This is a genomic window from Roseobacter litoralis Och 149, assembly GCF_000154785.2.
GTDB classification, from domain to species: domain Bacteria; phylum Pseudomonadota; class Alphaproteobacteria; order Rhodobacterales; family Rhodobacteraceae; genus Roseobacter; species Roseobacter litoralis.
The window spans coordinates 3,220,761-3,237,126 of sequence record NC_015730.1 but is presented as its reverse complement, the minus strand read 5'-3'; the positions used below and the strand labels follow the sequence as shown (position 1 = coordinate 3,237,126).

At 60.0% G+C, this 16,366-nt stretch carries 17 protein-coding genes; 8 read left to right on the top strand and 9 right to left on the bottom strand.

Annotated elements, in window-relative coordinates:
- Positions 1-9: 9 nt before the first annotated feature.
- From nosZ to RLO149_RS15335, 6 genes are read left to right on the top strand one after another with little or no spacing between them, the layout of a single operon-like run.
- Positions 10-1,923 (top strand): TAT-dependent nitrous-oxide reductase, encoded by a 1,914-nt coding sequence (gene nosZ, locus RLO149_RS15360; protein ID WP_013963021.1) that lies wholly within the window; start codon positions 10-12, stop codon positions 1,921-1,923.
- A 3-nt stretch (positions 1,924-1,926) separates the two neighbouring features.
- Positions 1,927-3,174 (top strand): nitrous oxide reductase family maturation protein NosD, encoded by a 1,248-nt coding sequence (locus RLO149_RS15355; protein WP_013963020.1) that lies wholly within the window; start codon positions 1,927-1,929, stop codon positions 3,172-3,174.
- Positions 3,164-4,066 carry an ABC transporter ATP-binding protein gene (locus tag RLO149_RS15350; protein ID WP_044025379.1) on the top strand — a complete coding sequence of 301 codons (903 nt, stop codon included), beginning with the start codon at positions 3,164-3,166 and terminating at the stop codon, positions 4,064-4,066. The genes RLO149_RS15355 and RLO149_RS15350 overlap by 11 nt, the downstream gene beginning before the upstream one ends.
- Positions 4,063-4,884 carry an ABC transporter permease gene (locus RLO149_RS15345; protein WP_013963018.1) on the top strand — a complete coding sequence of 274 codons (822 nt, stop codon included), beginning with the start codon at positions 4,063-4,065 and terminating at the stop codon, positions 4,882-4,884. The genes RLO149_RS15350 and RLO149_RS15345 overlap by 4 nt, the downstream gene beginning before the upstream one ends.
- Positions 4,881-5,393 (top strand): nitrous oxide reductase accessory protein NosL, encoded by a 513-nt coding sequence (locus tag RLO149_RS15340; protein ID WP_013963017.1) that lies wholly within the window; start codon positions 4,881-4,883, stop codon positions 5,391-5,393. Before RLO149_RS15345 ends, RLO149_RS15340 begins: the two co-directional genes overlap by 4 nt.
- The gene (locus RLO149_RS15335) at positions 5,390-6,292 is read left to right on the top strand and encodes an FAD:protein FMN transferase (RefSeq protein ID WP_013963016.1); all 903 of its coding nucleotides are present in this window, start codon (positions 5,390-5,392) and stop codon (positions 6,290-6,292) included. The genes RLO149_RS15340 and RLO149_RS15335 overlap by 4 nt, the downstream gene beginning before the upstream one ends.
- A 9-nt stretch (positions 6,293-6,301) precedes the next feature.
- On the opposite strand, the gene RLO149_RS15330 is transcribed toward RLO149_RS15335, so the two are convergent.
- Complete coding sequence (locus RLO149_RS15330) at positions 6,302-6,994, bottom strand: Crp/Fnr family transcriptional regulator (protein ID WP_013963015.1); 693 nt, start codon at positions 6,992-6,994, stop codon at positions 6,302-6,304.
- A gap of 242 nt (positions 6,995-7,236) precedes the next feature.
- On the opposite strand from RLO149_RS15330, the gene RLO149_RS15325 reads away from it, so the two are divergent.
- Together RLO149_RS15325 and RLO149_RS15320 are read left to right on the top strand one after the other, a co-directional pair.
- Positions 7,237-7,971 carry a Crp/Fnr family transcriptional regulator gene (locus RLO149_RS15325; RefSeq protein WP_044025378.1) on the top strand — a complete coding sequence of 245 codons (735 nt, stop codon included), beginning with the start codon at positions 7,237-7,239 and terminating at the stop codon, positions 7,969-7,971.
- On the top strand, positions 7,934-8,521 hold the full coding sequence (locus RLO149_RS15320; RefSeq protein WP_013963013.1) for a DUF4202 domain-containing protein: 588 nt from the start codon (positions 7,934-7,936) through the stop codon (positions 8,519-8,521). The genes RLO149_RS15325 and RLO149_RS15320 overlap by 38 nt, the downstream gene beginning before the upstream one ends.
- A 44-nt stretch (positions 8,522-8,565) precedes the next feature.
- Here the strand turns inward: RLO149_RS15320 and RLO149_RS15315 are convergent, their stop codons facing one another.
- The 8 genes from RLO149_RS15315 to RLO149_RS15280 form a co-directional block, all read right to left on the bottom strand.
- Positions 8,566-8,817 carry a cytochrome C oxidase subunit IV family protein gene (locus RLO149_RS15315; RefSeq protein WP_013963012.1) on the bottom strand — a complete coding sequence of 84 codons (252 nt, stop codon included), beginning with the start codon at positions 8,815-8,817 and terminating at the stop codon, positions 8,566-8,568.
- Positions 8,814-9,305, bottom strand: a complete 492-nt coding sequence (locus tag RLO149_RS15310; RefSeq protein WP_013963011.1) for a cytochrome c oxidase subunit 3 — start codon at positions 9,303-9,305, stop codon at positions 8,814-8,816. The genes RLO149_RS15315 and RLO149_RS15310 overlap by 4 nt, the downstream gene beginning before the upstream one ends.
- Positions 9,306-9,340: 35 nt before the next feature.
- Positions 9,341-11,245, bottom strand: a complete 1,905-nt coding sequence (locus tag RLO149_RS15305; protein WP_013963010.1) for a nitric oxide reductase activation protein NorD — start codon at positions 11,243-11,245, stop codon at positions 9,341-9,343.
- 3 nt (positions 11,246-11,248) lie between these two features.
- Positions 11,249-12,061, bottom strand: coding sequence for a CbbQ/NirQ/NorQ/GpvN family protein (locus RLO149_RS15300; RefSeq protein ID WP_013963009.1), 813 nt, complete (start codon positions 12,059-12,061; stop codon positions 11,249-11,251).
- Positions 12,058-13,428, bottom strand: coding sequence for a cbb3-type cytochrome c oxidase subunit I (locus RLO149_RS15295; RefSeq protein WP_013963008.1), 1,371 nt, complete (start codon positions 13,426-13,428; stop codon positions 12,058-12,060). Before RLO149_RS15295 ends, RLO149_RS15300 begins: the two co-directional genes overlap by 4 nt.
- A 9-nt stretch (positions 13,429-13,437) precedes the next feature.
- The gene (locus tag RLO149_RS15290; protein ID WP_013963007.1) at positions 13,438-13,890 is read right to left on the bottom strand and encodes a c-type cytochrome; all 453 of its coding nucleotides are present in this window, start codon (positions 13,888-13,890) and stop codon (positions 13,438-13,440) included.
- Between the two features lie 83 nt (positions 13,891-13,973).
- The gene (locus tag RLO149_RS15285; RefSeq protein ID WP_013963006.1) at positions 13,974-14,351 is read right to left on the bottom strand and encodes a c-type cytochrome; all 378 of its coding nucleotides are present in this window, start codon (positions 14,349-14,351) and stop codon (positions 13,974-13,976) included.
- A 23-nt stretch (positions 14,352-14,374) separates the two neighbouring features.
- Positions 14,375-16,345 carry a NosR/NirI family protein gene (locus RLO149_RS15280; protein WP_013963005.1) on the bottom strand — a complete coding sequence of 657 codons (1,971 nt, stop codon included), beginning with the start codon at positions 16,343-16,345 and terminating at the stop codon, positions 14,375-14,377.
- Positions 16,346-16,366: the final 21 nt, after the last annotated feature.

Sequence of the window (16,366 nt, the reverse complement as noted above, 5' to 3'; positions counted from 1 at the left end):
AGATGGACTATGTCTGAAGAAGAACGCAAAGCGCAAATGCGCCTGAACCGGCGTCAACTCATGGGAGCAACCGCAGGGGGCGCTGCATTTGCAGCCGCCGGCGGTGCCGGGCTGTTGGGCAGTGCGGGCAAGGCGAACGCGGCAGAGGGCGCATTCAATCTCGCCCCCGGAGAGCTGGACGAATACTACGGTTTCTGGTCGTCAGGCCAATCGGGTGAAATCCGGATTCTCGGCTTTCCGTCCATGCGCGAACTGATGCGGATCCCGGTGTTCAACCGCTGCTCGGCCACCGGATGGGGCCAGACCAACGAGAGCCTTCAGGTGCTAACCGAAGGGTTGCTGCCCGAGACCAAGGAAATGCTCGCCAAGCGCGGTATGAAAACCTATGACAACGGCGATTTGCACCACCCGCATATGAGCTTCACCGATGGCACCTACGACGGGCGCTATATCTTTGCCAATGACAAGGCCAACACGCGGGTCGCGCGCATACGCTGCGACATCATGAAATGCGACAAGATCATCGAGATCCCTAACGCGCAGGACATCCACGGCATGCGCCCTCAGAAATACCCGCGCACGGGCTATGTCTTTGCCAATGGCGAACATGAAGTGCCGCTGGTCAATGACGGGCAAATTCTGGATGAACCAGATCAGTATGTGAACATCTTCACCGCGATTGATGGCGATGAGATGAAAGTCGCATGGCAGGTGATCGTGAGCGGCAACCTTGATAACTGCGATGCGGATTATCAGGGCAAATATGCCTTTGCGACCTCGTATAACTCGGAAATGGGCATGAACCTTGCCGAGATGACCGCCAATGAAACGGATCACTGCGTCGTCTTTAACATCGCGGCCATTGAAGCGGCGGTAGAAGCGGGTGAAGGCCAGATACTGAACGGCGTGCGGGTGCTCGACGGGCGCAAGGCGGCCAATTCGCAGTACACCCGCTATATCCCCATCCCCAACAGCCCGCATGGCTGTAACGCGGCCCCCGACAAACAGCACATCGTCATCAACGGCAAGCTGTCTCCGACCGTGTCCGTCATTGACGTGACGCTGGTGGATGCGGTGTTTGAGGGCGCGGACCCACGGTCCTGCATCGTCGCGGAGCCTGAATTGGGCCTTGGCCCGCTACACACCGCGTTTGATGGGAAGGGCAACTGTTTCACCACGCTCTTCCTCGACAGTCAGGTGGCCAAGTGGAACATGGAAAAGGCGATTGCGGCCTATAACGGTGAAGACGTCGATCCGATCGTCTCCAAGGTCGATGTGCATTACCAGCCGGGGCATAACTCCACCTCCATGGGCGAAACTTCAGAGGCCGACGGCAAATGGCTGATTTCGATGAACAAGTTTTCGAAAGACAGGTTCCTCAATACCGGGCCGCTCAAGCCCGAAAACGAGCAGCTCATCGATATCTCCAGCGGCGAGATGAAGGTGGTGCATGACGGGCCGACCTTTGCCGAACCGCATGACAGTATCATCGTGCATGCCTCCAAGGTGAACCCTGTCAACATCTACAGCCGCGATGATCCGGGCTGGGAAGCGGCGCGCCAGCAGGCGGCAGCCGATGGTGTCGATCTTGAGGACGGGCATCCCGAACCGATCCGGGATGGTAATAAGGTGCGGGTCTATATGTATTCCATCGCGCCGGAATTCAGCCTTGAGAAATTCACCGTGCAGCAGGGGGATGAGGTGACCGTCTATGTCACCAACCTTGATGACATCGATGATGTGACCCACGGCTTCTGCCTGTCCAACCACGGTATCGCCATGGAAGTGGGGCCGCAGCAGACTGCGTCCATCACCTTCACTGCGGATCGACCCGGTGTGCATTGGTTCTACTGCAACTGGTTCTGCCACGCGCTACATATGGAGATGCGCGGCCGCATGTTCGTAGAGCCGCGGGCGACCTGATCCATGCGGTTGCTCAAGGCGTTCCTGTTCCTTCTGATGATACTGGCAGGCCCTGTGTTTGCCAGCGGGACGCCTTTGCAGCCACTGGTTGATGCCACAGCACCGGGCGCGGTGCTGCGGCTTGCACCGGGCCAATACACTGGCCCGGTGCACCTTTCGCGTCCTGTGACCCTGATCGGCGTGCCGGGCGTGCATCTGGACGCGGGCGGGCAGAGTACGGTCCTCACGGTCGATGCTGAGGGCGTGCGGGTCGAGGGCCTGCGTCTCACCGGGTCCGGTGACAGTCACGAGACCAAGGATGCAGGCATTACCCTGACCAAAGCCGCCACCGGCGCGGTGATTGAGGGCAACCTTTTACAGGGCAACCTTTATGGTATCGATGTGCATGGCGCGCGCGATGCGGTGATTTCGGGCAATGTCATCGAAGGCCGTCAGGGCCACCGGATGAACCAGCGTGGCAATGGCATCTACGTCTGGAACGCGCCCGGCACGGTGGTCGAGGGCAACGATGTCCGCTGGGGCCGGGACGGGATTTTCGTCAATACCTCCAAACGCAATGTGTTCCGGGGCAACCGGTTCCGCGATCTGCGCTTTGCGGTGCATTACATGTATGCCAATGACAGCGAGGTCAGCGGCAACCTGTCGATGGGCAACCATCTGGGCTTTGCGGTGATGTATTCGAAAAAAGTGCGTGTGCTGGATAATGTCTCCATCGGGGATCGGGATCACGGGGTGATGCTGAACTTCACCAACCGTTCCGTGGTGCGGGGCAATTACGTGCAGGACGGGGCCAAGAAGTGCCTCTTTGTCTATAACGCGCATAAGAACGAAATTGTGGACAATCGGTTTGAGCGGTGCGGCATCGGCATCCATTTTACCGCCGGGTCTGAACGTAATGACGTCACGGGCAACGCTTTTGTCGGCAACCGCACGCAGGTCAAATATGTCTCGACCAAGTGGCTGGACTGGGCGGCGGAGGGGCGGGGCAACTACTGGTCTGATTTCGTCGCGACTGATCTGGATGGCAACGGGATCGCTGATGGCACCTACCGGCCCAACGACAGCATTGACCAGATGCTCTGGCAGCAGCCCGCCGCACGCTTGTTGTTGGGATCACCCGCGGTGCAGCTTGTGCAATGGGCGCAATCGGCCTTTCCCGCGTTAACGCCGGGCGGTGTCATGGACAGCGCCCCGCTGATGCGCCCGGTTGAGATCGCCGTGCCGGATTGGGGGAATTCCTATGGCGGATAATATCGTGCTGGAAGTCAGCAGATTAACGCGCCGCTTCAAGGGCGCGGATGGTGTGTCTGACGTGTCGCTGAGCGTCAGGGCGGGCGAGCGGGTCGCACTGCTTGGCCACAACGGCGCGGGCAAATCGACGTTGATGAAGGGTATCTTGGGGCTGCTGCCCATCGACAGCGGCACGGCCCTGATCGCAGGGCATGAGGTCGGCAGTACGGCCGCGCGTGCCGCCGTCGCCTATCTGCCCGAAGCGGTATCGTTTCACCCGGCCCTGACGGGGCGCGAACAGCTGCGGCTCTTTGCAAAACTCGCCCGCGTGGAGCGCCGTGACGCCGACAACCTGCTTGCCCGTGTCGGGCTGGAGCACGCCGCCGAACGCCGTATCGGCACCTATTCCAAGGGCATGCGGCAACGGCTGGGCATGGCGCAGGTGTTTCTGGGCAAACCAGCGCTGGCCTTGCTGGACGAGCCGACGAGCGGGCTTGACCCCATCGCGCGCCATGACCTCTATTCGCTGATCGACGCGCTGGCCGCGCAGGGCACCGGCGTGATGATCGCAAGCCACGCGCTGACGGAAATCGAGGCGCGCACCGACCGCATCGCCATTCTGCGCGGGGGTCAGCTGGTTGCGGATGCGCCGCTGCAAGAGCTGTTCGCTCGGGCTAATATGCCGATCCGGTTCCGGCTGTCCGCGCAGGCCGATGCCACCGTGTTGTTTGACCGGTTTGGCGGGCAGCGCATCAATGGTGCGCGCGTGGAGTTCAACGTCACCCCGGATCAAAAGATGGCCCGTTTGGCCGATGTCACGGCCATGGGCGCGCAGGTCGCGGATGTTGAGATTATCCCGCCCTCGCTCGAGGACCTCTACCGATACTATTCAAAACCTGCGGAGGCTTCATGAGCGCTCTTCTCGCCATCGCCGCCACCGAATTCCGCATTCTGCGCCGCAATCGCTGGCTGGTCATTGCCACGGCACTGCTGTCGGTGTTTTCGCTGGCGCTGACCGTATCCGGGGCCACCACGTCCGGGGCATTGGGTGTTGATTTGCTGACCGTCTCCGTGGCCTCGATGACCACACTGGCGGTTTATCTGGTGCCGTTGGTCGCTCTGTTGATGTCGTTCGAGGCCATCGCGGGGGATGCGGAACGCGGGTCGCTGGCCTTGGTTCTGACCTATCCGGTGTCGCGTGGCGTGTTGCTGGCGGGCAAGTTCCTTGCGCATCTTTTGGGCCTCGCCATCGCGGTCGGGATTGGTTTTGGCCTTGCCGGGGCGCTGGCCTTTGCGCTGGGGGGCGCGGGTGTGTCCAGTGGATTGGCGCTGCTGCGGCTGATGCTGGGGGCGGTCCTGTTGGGGGCGGCCTTCATCGCGCTTGGCTATGTCGTATCGGGGTTCAGCCGGTCTGTTGCCGCCGCCGCCGGGGGGGCGGGGTTCATCTGGCTGGTCCTCGTGGTGCTTTATGATCTGGTGCTGCTCGCGCTTGTGGTCTGGGATGATGGCGGGCTGTTCAGCCGTCAGGTGTTTCCGTGGCTGCTGGCGGCAAACCCGGCGGATGCCTTGCGCCTGTTCAGTGTCACGGCGTCTGCCGATCAAGCGCTGGTGACGGGCATGGGGGCTGCGGTTGCGGCCCTGCCGCAGGGCGCGGCTTTGGTGTCTTTGTTGCTGTGGCCGCTGCTGGGTCTGGCGCTGGCGCGCCTCGTGTTTGGACGGAGGGTTCCATGAAGAAACTGTTGCTTTTGTCTTTGCTGTTCCTGATTGCCTGCAAAGAAGAGCTGGCCGAGGCGCCGGATCCCATGCCGTTGACCGCCGAGAATGTGGCGCATTACTGCATGATGAACATCTCCGAACACCCTGGCCCCAAGGCGCAGATATTCCTGAGTGGCGTGCCGGATCCGATCTTTTTTGCGCAGGTGCGCGATGCCTTCACCTATCTCGCCAGTGCGGAGCAGGAAGGCTATGTCGCCGCCGTCTATGTCAATGACATGTCCACGGTGTCCTGGGACACGCCGGGCGCGGAAAACTGGATGTTGGCGCAAAACGCGCATTACGTCGTGGGGTCGGACAAACCCGGAGGTATGGGCGCGCCCGAACTTGTGCCCTTTTCAGACCCCGCCCGCGCTTTGGCCTTTGCCAGCCGCTATGGTGGAGCGATCTACGAAAAAAATGAGGTGCCCGATCAGGCCTTTCTGGCCCCGGTTGAGCTGACTTTCGGGCAGGAGGAAAACGGATGACACAGCACGGATTTTCGCGACGCAGGTTTCTGAATTTTGCAGCGGCGCTGCCGCTCGTCGGGCTGTCCACAGGCGCAATGGCGGCGGCTCCGGTAGCGCGCTGGCAGGGGGTGGCGCTTGGTGCCTCCTCGCAGATCGTCTTGTCAGGGGTAAGCGACGCCGAAGCCGCCCCCCTGTTCGCGCTGGTGCGTGATGAAATCGTACGGCTTGAGGGTATCTTCAGCCTTTACCAAAACCACTCGGCCCTGTCTCAATTGAACGCAACTGGCCGTTTGGATCGACCGGCCCCGGAACTGCTTGAAGTCTTGAGTATGTCGCATAGCGTCTGGGAGGCGTCTTTTGGTGCCTTTGATCCTGCCGTCCAGCCGCTGTGGATTGCGCGCGCAGCGGGCCAGAGCCTCGCGACACCCCGCGGTGATTTTGGCGATCTGACGTTTTCGACGGATGCCGTCGTGCTGCGACCGGGCATGGCGCTGACGTTCAACGGGATCGCGCAAGGCTATATAACGGACCGCGTTGCAGGTCTGTTGCGCCGTGCCGGTCTTGTCGATCTGATCGTGGATGCGGGGGAACAGCGCGCAATGGGCAGCCGTCCGGACGCAGGCGCATGGCGGGTCGGCATTTCGAACCCAGCAGGTGCCGTGCTAAGGGAAGTCCACCTGCGCGACCGGGCTCTTGCGACATCCTCCCCACGCGGGACGGTGTTGGCAGGCGAGCAGGGTCACATCATCGATGCGCGCAGTGGGGTGTCTTCGCAGCGATGGAATACGATCAGTGTGTTTCACGAGAACGCAGCCCTCGCGGACGCGTTATCAACCGCCGCCAGTTGCCTCTCTGTAGCGGAAACCGAGGCGATGTTCGCCCACTTCCCTGAGGCGGAACTCGCTCTGCGCGTTTAGGGCGGTCAATTACTGCTTGCGGATCAAAGCCCGGAGAACGAGCCTGTCTTTGATCATGGCGGTTTGGCCACGTGTTCGCACGCCGTGCTCTCTCAGTTCCAGAAACGTCCGCGACAGCTGCTGCGGACTTGTCCCGATTTTCGCAGCGATCAGGGATTTGCTGAACGGTAGGGTGAATTCCTGTCCGTCTTTGACATGATCAGACTGTTCCAGCAGAAATTTTACCAACCGCTCCCGGATCGTACGGGATTTGAGCCATTCGACGTCATCCACGAGCCCGTGCAATTTCTTGAACAAAGTGGCCAGTGAATGCGTCAGAACAGAGCGGTTATCTTGCATCAAATCGAGCAACATCGCCCCATTTACGGCAAGCGCGCGCAGATCGGTCATGGCTTGACAGGACGCTGGATACGCTCTGCCGAGCAGCGCAGGGGCTTCAGCCAGGCAATCCCCTTTGTGAAAGGCCTCGACGAGCGTGTGTGATCCATCGACCTCATCGCGGGTAATCTGCGCCCAGCCGTTCAGAATCAGAAAGAGATTTTCCGCACGTTCCCCCTGTTCGAACAGGTATTCTGAGCGCTTCAATTCGACGACGCCACCGGGCGCGACAACACTGGACAGATTCACATCGGTCATTGTGGAAAACAGTAAAGAACCTCTGAGCGCTTCACGGTCAAGGTCGTTCAGAAGTGCTATGTTCATAGGGGAGGTTCCTCAGGTGTCCGGTCTGATTTTATCTTACACTTTTGCGCAAGACCGTAAACGCAGCACACCGAAATTCTGTCAGTTTTCTTTTACACTTTCACCCTGCATTTGAGATTCCTCAAAGACACTGCTGCGTTAACGATTAGATTACTATGCACGGTCGGTTTTCTACTCTCAGGGGAATCGCCAGACGATGCGTCGCTAGCCACCTCGCCTTGGAAGCAACAGAAAGAAATGAAATGAGAACCATGTTTGAGATGGCGGGGCGCGCCCCGATCTTTAGGCACGTGCCACCTGCGGATTTAGAGCGTTTACTGCAAAGATCCTCCGTGCGCCAACTCGACCGTGGCGCCTCGGTGTATCTGCAAGGCGAAGAGGCGCATAGCCTGTACGTGGTTCTCGAAGGGTGGGTGAAAACCTATCGGATGACCCCCTGCGGCAACGAGGCCGTGGTCGGCATTTTCACCAAATCCAGCAGTTTCGGAGAGGAAGCGGCGCTGGGGAACCAGAGTTTTGTCGCGGGGGCTGAAGCCGTGTCTGCGGGGATCGTTTTGCAGATCGATGCACAGGTTCTGACGCAGGCCCTGTCAGGGGATATGGTGCTGTGTCAGTCGGTTCTGGCTGGTGCGATGGAAAGCAACCGCTGTCTGGTGGAACATGTCGAACAACTGAAATCTCATACGGGCGGGCAGCGCATCGCTGATTTCCTGATTTCGCTTTGTGGGGATAAAACCGGCAACTGCACCGTGATCCTGCCTTATGACAAAGTGCTGATTGCCGCCTGGCTCGGCATGAAACCGGAATCCCTGTCCCGCGCCTTTCGGCGTCTCAAGGCATATGGCGTGACGATCCAGAAAGATCATGCCATTATCGAGTCAGTCGAACGGCTGGCCCATTATGCAGATGAAGACCCGGCCGAATCCTGGAGTGCGAAACATGACTGCAAAGCTGAACGCTGTATTGGAAGCAATTGATGCGGCTAATCGCGCCGATCCGGTGCAGGAACCTGATGACGCAGGCGTAGATCAACCCGAGGCTTATCTTTACGGGCTGCGCATGACGTCTGAGCTGGACCGTTTGTTTGGCGATCAGGCCAGCGATGTGTTGCGCATCGCCGCACGCGGTCAGCATATCGAACGCTGGATGCTCAAACGGGCGGAGTATCCCGAGGGCCGTGCCGGATATCTGCAGTGGCGGCGTGATCAGGGCAAAGCGCATGGCGCGCGTCTGGCCGGATTTATGCAAGACGCAGGCTACGACGCGAACTCCTGCGCGCGGGTCGGTGTGTTGCTGCGCAAAGAGGGCATCAAACGCGACGCCGAAGTGCAGCAGCTTGAAGATGTGATCTGCTTTACCTTCCTCAAGTGGTATTTTGCGCCCTTCGCGGCCAAACACCCCGACGAAAAGGTATTGGACATCGTTGCGAAAACCGCACGCAAGATGTCACAGGAGGCACGCGTGCGTGTGTTGTCAGAGTTTGATCTGCCAGATTCTCTGGCGGATGCGGTCAAGGCTGCGGCCTAGAGCGTCTGACGAAATACCTGAAACACCAAGTGTCACGTAACGCCTTAGGCTGCCAGAAACAGGACCAGCAGCAACGCGACAAAGCTGAACAGCCCGAACAGGATGCCCCCTGACCACCCTTGCACCCCGCGCAGTTCCAGATAATCCAGCAAGACAAGCCGGGCCTTGAGCCATGCGCTCAGCAGGATCAGACCACCGGCAACTTTGGGCGGCAGGGCGCTGAAATGCAGCGCTGTGCCCAAGGCGGTAAGGGCTGCAAGTGCGAGCCATGCACGGATCAGAGTGCTGCGCGTCATAGCAGGTAGATGACCGGAAAAAGCAGCACCCAGACCAGATCGACCATATGCCAGAATGCAACGCCGGTCTGGATGACGCGGGGGTGCGCGCTCCAACCGACCAGTGCCAGAATGACGATACCCGCGATGACATGGGCTGCGTGAAAGCCGGTAAGCAGGTAGTAAAACGTGTAGAACCCATGCGTTTCAAACGTGATCCCGGCGGCAGATTTCGCGGCATATTCGATCCCCTTGAGCCATAGAAAACCGAGGCCGAGCAGGCTCGCCGCCAAAAGCCAAAGGCGCGCGGCGCGTGTCGTCGTGGCGATACAGGCAAGGGCTGCGAACAGGCCCGAAGTGATCAGGATGATCGTATTCGTTCCAGCCAGTTCAATCATTAAACTATTCTGAGCGCTGGCAAATCCCACCGGGTCGGTCAGGCGCACACCCATGAAGGCCGCAAGCCCCGCACCGAAGACCGCGAGTTCGGAAAAGATCAGTACCCACATCATGACCTCGCCCGGCAGGCCCTTTACTTGCGTGCTCACCCACCATCCCCGACGAGTTGGCGGTAAAGCGCGGGCAGGGTGGTGATCAGATGTTCGGGTTGCGCGATGACCGCATAACCGCCCGGCCCGAAAAGCCGGGGAAACCAGCTTTGCCCTTTTGGATCAACCGTGATGCCAAAGACGGACTGGCCCCGCATCCGCGCCTCACGCACGGCCATGCGGGTGTCTTCGATGCCGTGACGCCCTTCGTAGTGGTCGATGTCGTTGGGTTTGCCGTCCGTCAGCACCAGCAACAGCTTGGCCGATTGCGGTGTGGTTTGCAGGTCCGCCGATACATGCCGGATCGCGGCCCCCAGACGGGTGTAAAACCCGGGGCGCAGGCTGGCCAGCTTGCATTCGACCTCGCGGCTCATCGGTTCGGTGAAATCCTTGCACCGCTCCACATAGACGCGGTTGCGGCGCAATGACGAAAACGCGTGGATCGCCAGCGGATCACCGCAGGCATGCAAACCCCAGGCCAGCGCGGTCAGCGCCTCGCGTTCGATGTCGATCACAGCACGGCCGGTCACAGCACTTTCGGTGCTGCGCGAGGTGTCGATCAGGATGGATACCGCCAGATTGCGCGAAGAGGGCCGCGTCTGACACCAGAGCCGATCATGGGCTGACCCGGTCGCGGCAATGTCGGCGCGCGCGCGGATCACGGCGGACAAATCCAGCGTGTCCCCATCGGGCTGCGATTTCAACGTGACGGGGCGCGGGCGAAAGGTTTCGAACTGACGGCGCACGTTGCGGATGCGGCGTTTGGCGGCGGCATCCTGCGGGGCAGGGGCATCGGCGGGTTCGGTTTCCGAGGCAAAGACCCGGCAGTGATCGGGCAGGTAGCTGTGGCTTTGCACATCCCATTCGTCATAGGTGTGTTTGCCCGAGATCGCCTCGCGGTTCACATCAGACGGGGCCAGATCGAGGTTCAGCTTGAATTTGCTGGCAGGCGCTTTGGAGATATCGGTGAGAGAGAGTTCCTCAAGGTCATCCATGGCCTTTTTCGCCGCCTCCAGATCATCGTCGTCGGTGCGGCGGTTCAGGTTCAGGAAATCGGTAAAACTCAGGATCGCTTCGAATTTATGCAGGATCAGGCTGTCGCGCCGCTCGGTCTGATCGGCGGCTTTGCGTTTGCCCTTTTTGGTCGTTTCCAGCGTTTCCTCGGTGCCTGTTTCGGCGTCTTCGGGGATGTCATCGATGGTCTGAAAAGCACTGGGACCACCGGGCATCAGTCGGGGCCATAGCGGCACGGGGCGCAAGGAGCGATACTTGCGCGGGGCGGCCCCCGGTGGCGCTTCGGGGGCGTCGCCCTCACCCAGAACATAGCGCGCCAGCATTTCAGCGCTGGCCTCTGCGCGGGGCAGGGCGGTGCGGGGGCGGGCGGCCAGATGCGCGTCTTTCAGAGCCACGAACAGTGTCTTGAAACCGGGGTATTGCGTCAGCGCGCGCAGGGCCATTTCCTGCCCTGCATGCAGATAGGCCAGATCAGCGGCCAGCGGATCATCCGGTGTCGCAGGGATGGCGCGCACACCGGCAGCGCAGACCGCCAACCACGTATAAAGGCCGCGGTTCAATGCGCTATCAGCAAACAGATCGAGGGTAATCGGCAGGCGCAGGATACCGCCGTCAAAGCTGGCCTGGGGCGCGTGCTCGACCCAGGTGCCCAGCTTGCGCCGCCAGCTCAGCCGGTGATGGCTGGCCGCGTTCATGACGGGGCGGATTTCGACGGATGGATCACCGCCCAACCCCCGAAACAGCACCGACAGGCGGGCGGTTTCATCTTCCAGATGCACAGCCGCCTGCGGGGGTGTGGGTTCGGGCGCGTCGAAATGGCTGGCCCAGCGGTGCCAGATCTTGCCGATGGTTTCTTCCGGCTCCCAAGGTTCCAACGCGTCCGACATAGGTTAGCCAAAGACTGCTGTGACGATGTCGCTCAGGCCTTGCTGCACGTCCTCGTCATCGGACAGCGGTTCGATCATCGCCGCGTGGATGGCCTGTTCGAGCGGCATGCCCTTGGCGATCAGCGTTGCGGTGTAGATCACCAGCCGGGTTGAAACACCTTCCTCGATATCCTGACCCTTGAGCGCGCGATACTTGCCCGCAAGACGCACGAGGTTCTGACAACGATCGCTCTCCAGCCCGCTTTCCTGCGCGACAATCGCAACCTCCTGATCCATCGGGGGGAAATCGAAAGTGGCTGACAAGAACCGCTGCCGGGTCGAGGGTTTGAGCGTTTTGAGGATATTCTGATAGCCGGGGTTATAAGAGGCCACCAGCATGAAGCCGGGCGCGGCCTCCAACGTTTCACCAGTGCGGTCAATCGGCAGGATGCGCCGGTCATCGGTCAGCGGATGCAGCACGACGGTGACGTCCTTGCGGGCCTCGACGACCTCATCGAGATAACAGATCGCCCCTTCGCGCACGGCACGGGTCAGCGGGCCATCGGCCCAAACCGTATCGCCGCCTTTGAGCAAATAGCGCCCGATCAGATCGGCCGCAGATAGATCGTCATGACAGGCCACGGTATAAAGCGGGCGACCAAGGCGGGCAGCCATATGGCTGACAAAGCGGGTCTTGCCGCACCCTGTCGGCCCTTTAAGCAAAAGCGGCATATTGGTTTCATAGGCCGCCTCAAAAAGCTCACATTCGGAGCCTTGTGGCATGTAAAAGGGGGCGTCAGCCGCCCCCTTGCCAAGTGTGGGAGATTGCATGTTCATTCCGCAGCCACCGGTTGTTTGTCGCTGGGCGAGATGATCTCCTTGCGGGGGACTGCCACGGCGTAGATGAACAGCAGCGCCCCGAGCACAACGGCGATGCCGGAGCCGAACCGCATCCAGTAGAAGATGGTGATCGCATCCTGAACATCCATGAAATAGTCGCCCTGCACGCGCTGTGCATGGGTTTGGACCGTGCCTGCAAAGGTCAGCACAAAGGTCATGAAGGTCATACCACCTGCCATCAGCCAGAAGGACGCCATGTTCAGCACCTGATTGTAGGGATCACGCTTACGCAGGATCGGGAAGGCATAGCTGAAGATCGCGAGGTTCAGCGATACATAGGCCCCAAAGAAGGCAAGGTGCCCATGCGCTGCGGTGATCTGCGTGCCGTGGGTGTAGTAGTTGATCCCGTGCAGCGTATGCAGAAAGCCCCAGACACCGGCCCCGAAGAACGCCAGCGTGGCGCAGCCCAGCGACCACAGGAGAGCGGCCTTGTTGGGGTGATCCTTGCGGCCCTTCCAGACCATGACAAAGGCAAAGGCCATCATGCCAAAGAAAGGAACGACTTCGAGGGCTGAGAATACGGATCCGATCCACTGCCAGTAGCCCGGTGTCCCGATCCAGAAATAGTGGTGGCCGGTGCCGAGAATGCCCGAGAACAGCGCGGTGGCGACGATCAGATAGAGCCATTTTTCGATGATCTCACGGTCAACACCTGTCAGTTTGAGCATCAGGAATGCCAGTACGGAGGCCATGATCAACTCCCACGTGCCCTCGACCCACAGGTGAACGACGTACCACCAGTACATCTTGTCCAGCGCGAGGTTCGACGGGTTGTAGAAAGCAAAGAGGAACAGCAGCGTCAGCCCCCACAGACCCAGCAGCAGCACGTTGGTGATTGCGGTCTTGCGGCCCTGCAACACGGTCATGGTGATGTTGTACATGAAGATCAGCGCGGCCACGACGATGCCCATTTTGACCCAGACGGGTTGTTCAAGGAACTCGCGTCCCTCTTTTCCCAACAGCCAGTTGCCCTCAAAGAGGTTGAACAGATAGGTCACAACAACGCCGAGCGTGCCCAGCACCATGATCGCCAGCTGGATGTAGGCCAGCAGGGGCGAGTGTATTTCACGCTCTGACTCCTCGGGGATGACAAAGTATGCCGCCCCCATGAAACCCAGCAGCAGCCAGACGATCAGGGAGTTTGTGTGCAGCATGCGCACGATGTTGAAGGGCAGGATTTCGGACAGGAAGTTGGGGCTGACATAGATCCAGCCCAGCAGCAGACCCCCCGAAACCTGAATGGCAAACAGCCCGAGCGCTACGGCAAAGTAGACAAGGGCAATGGATTGAGATTGGTACTTCATGGTGTTTCCTTATCCAGCGTCGTTCGGTGGCCAGTCCTGATTGCGGATCGTGTTGGTCCACAGCAGGAAGTCGCTCAACGCGCGGTACTCTTCGTCGTTCAGGCCAAAGTTTGGCATCTGACGGCGCCCCTCGATGCCGGTGGGCATGGCGTCCATCCACCCCTTGAGGGTCTCGAACGCGGCCTCGGGGTCATCTTCGACGCCCCAGCGTGTCATCACGTTGCCCAGCTCAGGCGCAAAGTACGCCCCTTCGCCAAGGATGGTGTGACAGTTCACACAGCCGTGGATTTCCCACAGGTTTTTGCCGTGCTCGACCCCTTCGGTCAGCGTGGCTGCATCCGTCGAGGTGGTCACGATATATCTGTGTGAATGGACCGAAAGTCCGACAAAGATGAGTATGAAAAATAATGACCCGCCATAGAATATGTTACGGGCCATGGAAGTCGTGAGAACGTCACGCATCCTTTGCTCCTTTTGATAGCAGGCCTATGAAAACACGATGGTTAAGGCGGCGCGTTGCCGCCTTAACAAAAGTCAAGCTGGGCTCAGTTGAAGGTCGCGAGATAGGCGATGACGTCCGCGATATCGTCGTCTTTCCGCAGACCCGCAAAGCTCATCTTGGTCTTGGGCATGTATTCCTTGGGTTTTTTGAGGAAAGCCGCCATTTCCTCTTCGGTCCACACCAGACCGTCACCGGCCATCGTCATCAGCGCATCCGAATATTTGAAATCAGGATTAGCCCCCGCAGCGGCCCCAATGATGCCGTTCAGCGTGGGGCCCACCTTGTTTTTGGCGTCTTCGCCCACGGCGTGACAGGCTTTGCATTTGCGAAAGACTTTTTCGCCGCTGGCTGGATCACCCGAGGCGAACGCAGGGGCCGCGAGGGTCAGGGCCAGCAGGCCGATTGTGAGTTTCTGGAACATGTATTTGTCCTTTCAGATCAGGATTATGCCGCGCGATTGCGACGTTTGAGAACCGTACAGGTGTGCGGCTCGTGAAAGATCATCTGACAGCGAAGACAGAGGATGCATTCGTTTGGATTGATGCGCCCGAGCGGGTCGATGGCGCCCACGGTGCATTGTTGTTCACACAGGCGACATTCGCGTCCGCATTGGGGACGCCGGCGCAGCCAGTCAAAGATTTTCAGCTTGGCCGGGATCGCAAGCGCAGCCCCCAGCGGGCAGAGGTAGCGGCAATAGGCCCTCTCAACGAAAAGCCCCACGAACAGGATCGCACCGACAAACAGCAGGAAGGGCCAGCTGCGCACGAACCGAAGGGAAATCGCGGTCTTGAACGGCTCCGCCTCGGCGAGGATCAACGCGTCTTTCATCGAATAAAACGACAGGCCGAGGATCGCCAGAAACAGCGTGTATTTGATGATCCACAGCCGTTCATGCACAGCATGCGGCACGGCGATCTGTTTGATGCCGAGACGGCGCGCGGCTTGGTTTGACAACTCCTGCAGCGCTCCAAATGGGCACAGCCAGCCACAAAAAACACCCCGGCCCCAGAACAGCAAACCAAGGGCCGTGAACCCCCAGAGCACAAAGATCAGCGGTTCGATCAGGAAGACTTCCCACTTGAACCCGTTCAGCAGCGAATGGACAAAGGCGACCACCTGCACCACGGACAGCTGCGCGCCGAGGACCAGCCCCAGCCATACGAATGTGACAGACAGAAAACCCATCCGCGTCCACAACCAGAGGCGCGGGCGTTTCACAAAGGCGTCTTGGAAAAACAGGATCGTAAAGAGCGTGCCAAGCATCACCGCAAGCCCGATCAGGGGCCCTTGCTTTTGCTGCCATGCCGCTTGCCATGCAGGCGGTGGGACTGGCATGGCGGCGGCGGGAGTCACGAAGGCTGCACCCAGCTCAAACGGCACCGAGATGGGGAAAACCACATCGCCACGGGTGGCCGAAATGGTCACGGTGAAAGGTTCGGCGAGGTTGATCTGGTCACGTGGAATGGCAAAGAGGCTGGCCTCTTTCACCTCTGGCGCGTCGTCCGGTTCGAACTGGTTCAGGCGCTGGTAACCTGATGACAGCGGCGTGAATTGCCGCCCGTCCTGTTCGAGCATGACCCGGTCGAAAACCCCGGACCTGCGCCACGCGGTGCCGCGGTGCGAGTGCAGACCCCGGCTGGCGATCAGCAGGGCGTCATGATCTGCGGGCAGAGCGGCAATGGCGCGGCGAAACCCCTGCGCGCCCAACAGGTTCTGCCCGATCGTGGCCGGGTCCAGCACGCTGATCCACGTCTCAAGGAATATGCCGTCCTTGTCGGGGATCGGCGGATTTGCATCGGGCAAGGCGGCGCGCGCATCGCGCAGGCTCACGCTTTGGGTGGCGAAAGCGCCCATCTGGGTCAAACTGGCCCAGTTCGCAGGTTCAAAAGACACACGGTCAATGCCTCCGCGATCCGAATGGGCCAGCAACCGCGCGGTGTGCAGAATTGAATCGCGAATCACCCCCGTGGACACAGTCGCGCGACTGATGATGTCGGGCGCGTCGCCCTCAAGGCCCTGCGCGCCCATGCGCAAGCCCGCGAATCCGTCCACATAATCGGCAATGTCCTGATCCGATATACCCAGCGTCAGGATAGGTTCTGCATGTTCAATCAAACGCGCCCCGGTGATGGCACCTGCACCGTCCACAGCGACCAGAATATCCAGCGGTTTGCCTGAATAACCGGTGGATTTCAGCACTTCCCAAGTGGATGCGATGTGCCCCATCACGCGGCGGTCGCCCGCGTCCAGAACTTGCCAGAGGGGCAGAGGTGCTTCTTGTCTTTGCACCAGCACCTGCGCTGTGTCCGCCCCCACCAATGCGCGGGCCATTTCAGCGTCGGGAGCCGTCTCGCCCCACGCGGAACATACGCTCAGAAAGAGCGCGAAGATCGCGAACATCAAAGGTCTTGCCATGGCTCTTTCCACCTTGAAAAC

Excerpts from the sequence above, each read along its gene's own strand:
- nosZ (WP_013963021.1), top strand. The coding sequence starts at position 10 with ATGTCTGAAGAAGAACGCAAAGCGCAAATGCGCCTGAACCGGCGTCAA.
- RLO149_RS15355 (WP_013963020.1), top strand. The coding sequence starts at position 1,927 with ATGCGGTTGCTCAAGGCGTTCCTGTTCCTTCTGATGATACTGGCAGGC.
- RLO149_RS15350 (WP_044025379.1), top strand. The coding sequence starts at position 3,164 with ATGGCGGATAATATCGTGCTGGAAGTCAGCAGATTAACGCGCCGCTTC.
- RLO149_RS15345 (WP_013963018.1), top strand. The coding sequence starts at position 4,063 with ATGAGCGCTCTTCTCGCCATCGCCGCCACCGAATTCCGCATTCTGCGC.
- RLO149_RS15340 (WP_013963017.1), top strand. The coding sequence starts at position 4,881 with ATGAAGAAACTGTTGCTTTTGTCTTTGCTGTTCCTGATTGCCTGCAAA.
- RLO149_RS15335 (WP_013963016.1), top strand. The coding sequence starts at position 5,390 with ATGACACAGCACGGATTTTCGCGACGCAGGTTTCTGAATTTTGCAGCG.
- RLO149_RS15330 (WP_013963015.1), bottom strand. The coding sequence starts at position 6,994 with ATGAACATAGCACTTCTGAACGACCTTGACCGTGAAGCGCTCAGAGGT.
- RLO149_RS15325 (WP_044025378.1), top strand. The coding sequence starts at position 7,237 with ATGAGAACCATGTTTGAGATGGCGGGGCGCGCCCCGATCTTTAGGCAC.
- RLO149_RS15320 (WP_013963013.1), top strand. The coding sequence starts at position 7,934 with ATGACTGCAAAGCTGAACGCTGTATTGGAAGCAATTGATGCGGCTAAT.
- RLO149_RS15315 (WP_013963012.1), bottom strand. The coding sequence starts at position 8,817 with ATGACGCGCAGCACTCTGATCCGTGCATGGCTCGCACTTGCAGCCCTT.
- RLO149_RS15310 (WP_013963011.1), bottom strand. The coding sequence starts at position 9,305 with ATGTGGGTACTGATCTTTTCCGAACTCGCGGTCTTCGGTGCGGGGCTT.
- RLO149_RS15305 (WP_013963010.1), bottom strand. The coding sequence starts at position 11,245 with ATGTCGGACGCGTTGGAACCTTGGGAGCCGGAAGAAACCATCGGCAAG.
- RLO149_RS15300 (WP_013963009.1), bottom strand. The coding sequence starts at position 12,061 with ATGAACATGCAATCTCCCACACTTGGCAAGGGGGCGGCTGACGCCCCC.
- RLO149_RS15295 (WP_013963008.1), bottom strand. The coding sequence starts at position 13,428 with ATGAAGTACCAATCTCAATCCATTGCCCTTGTCTACTTTGCCGTAGCG.
- RLO149_RS15290 (WP_013963007.1), bottom strand. The coding sequence starts at position 13,890 with ATGCGTGACGTTCTCACGACTTCCATGGCCCGTAACATATTCTATGGC.
- RLO149_RS15285 (WP_013963006.1), bottom strand. The coding sequence starts at position 14,351 with ATGTTCCAGAAACTCACAATCGGCCTGCTGGCCCTGACCCTCGCGGCC.
- RLO149_RS15280 (WP_013963005.1), bottom strand. The coding sequence starts at position 16,345 with ATGGCAAGACCTTTGATGTTCGCGATCTTCGCGCTCTTTCTGAGCGTA.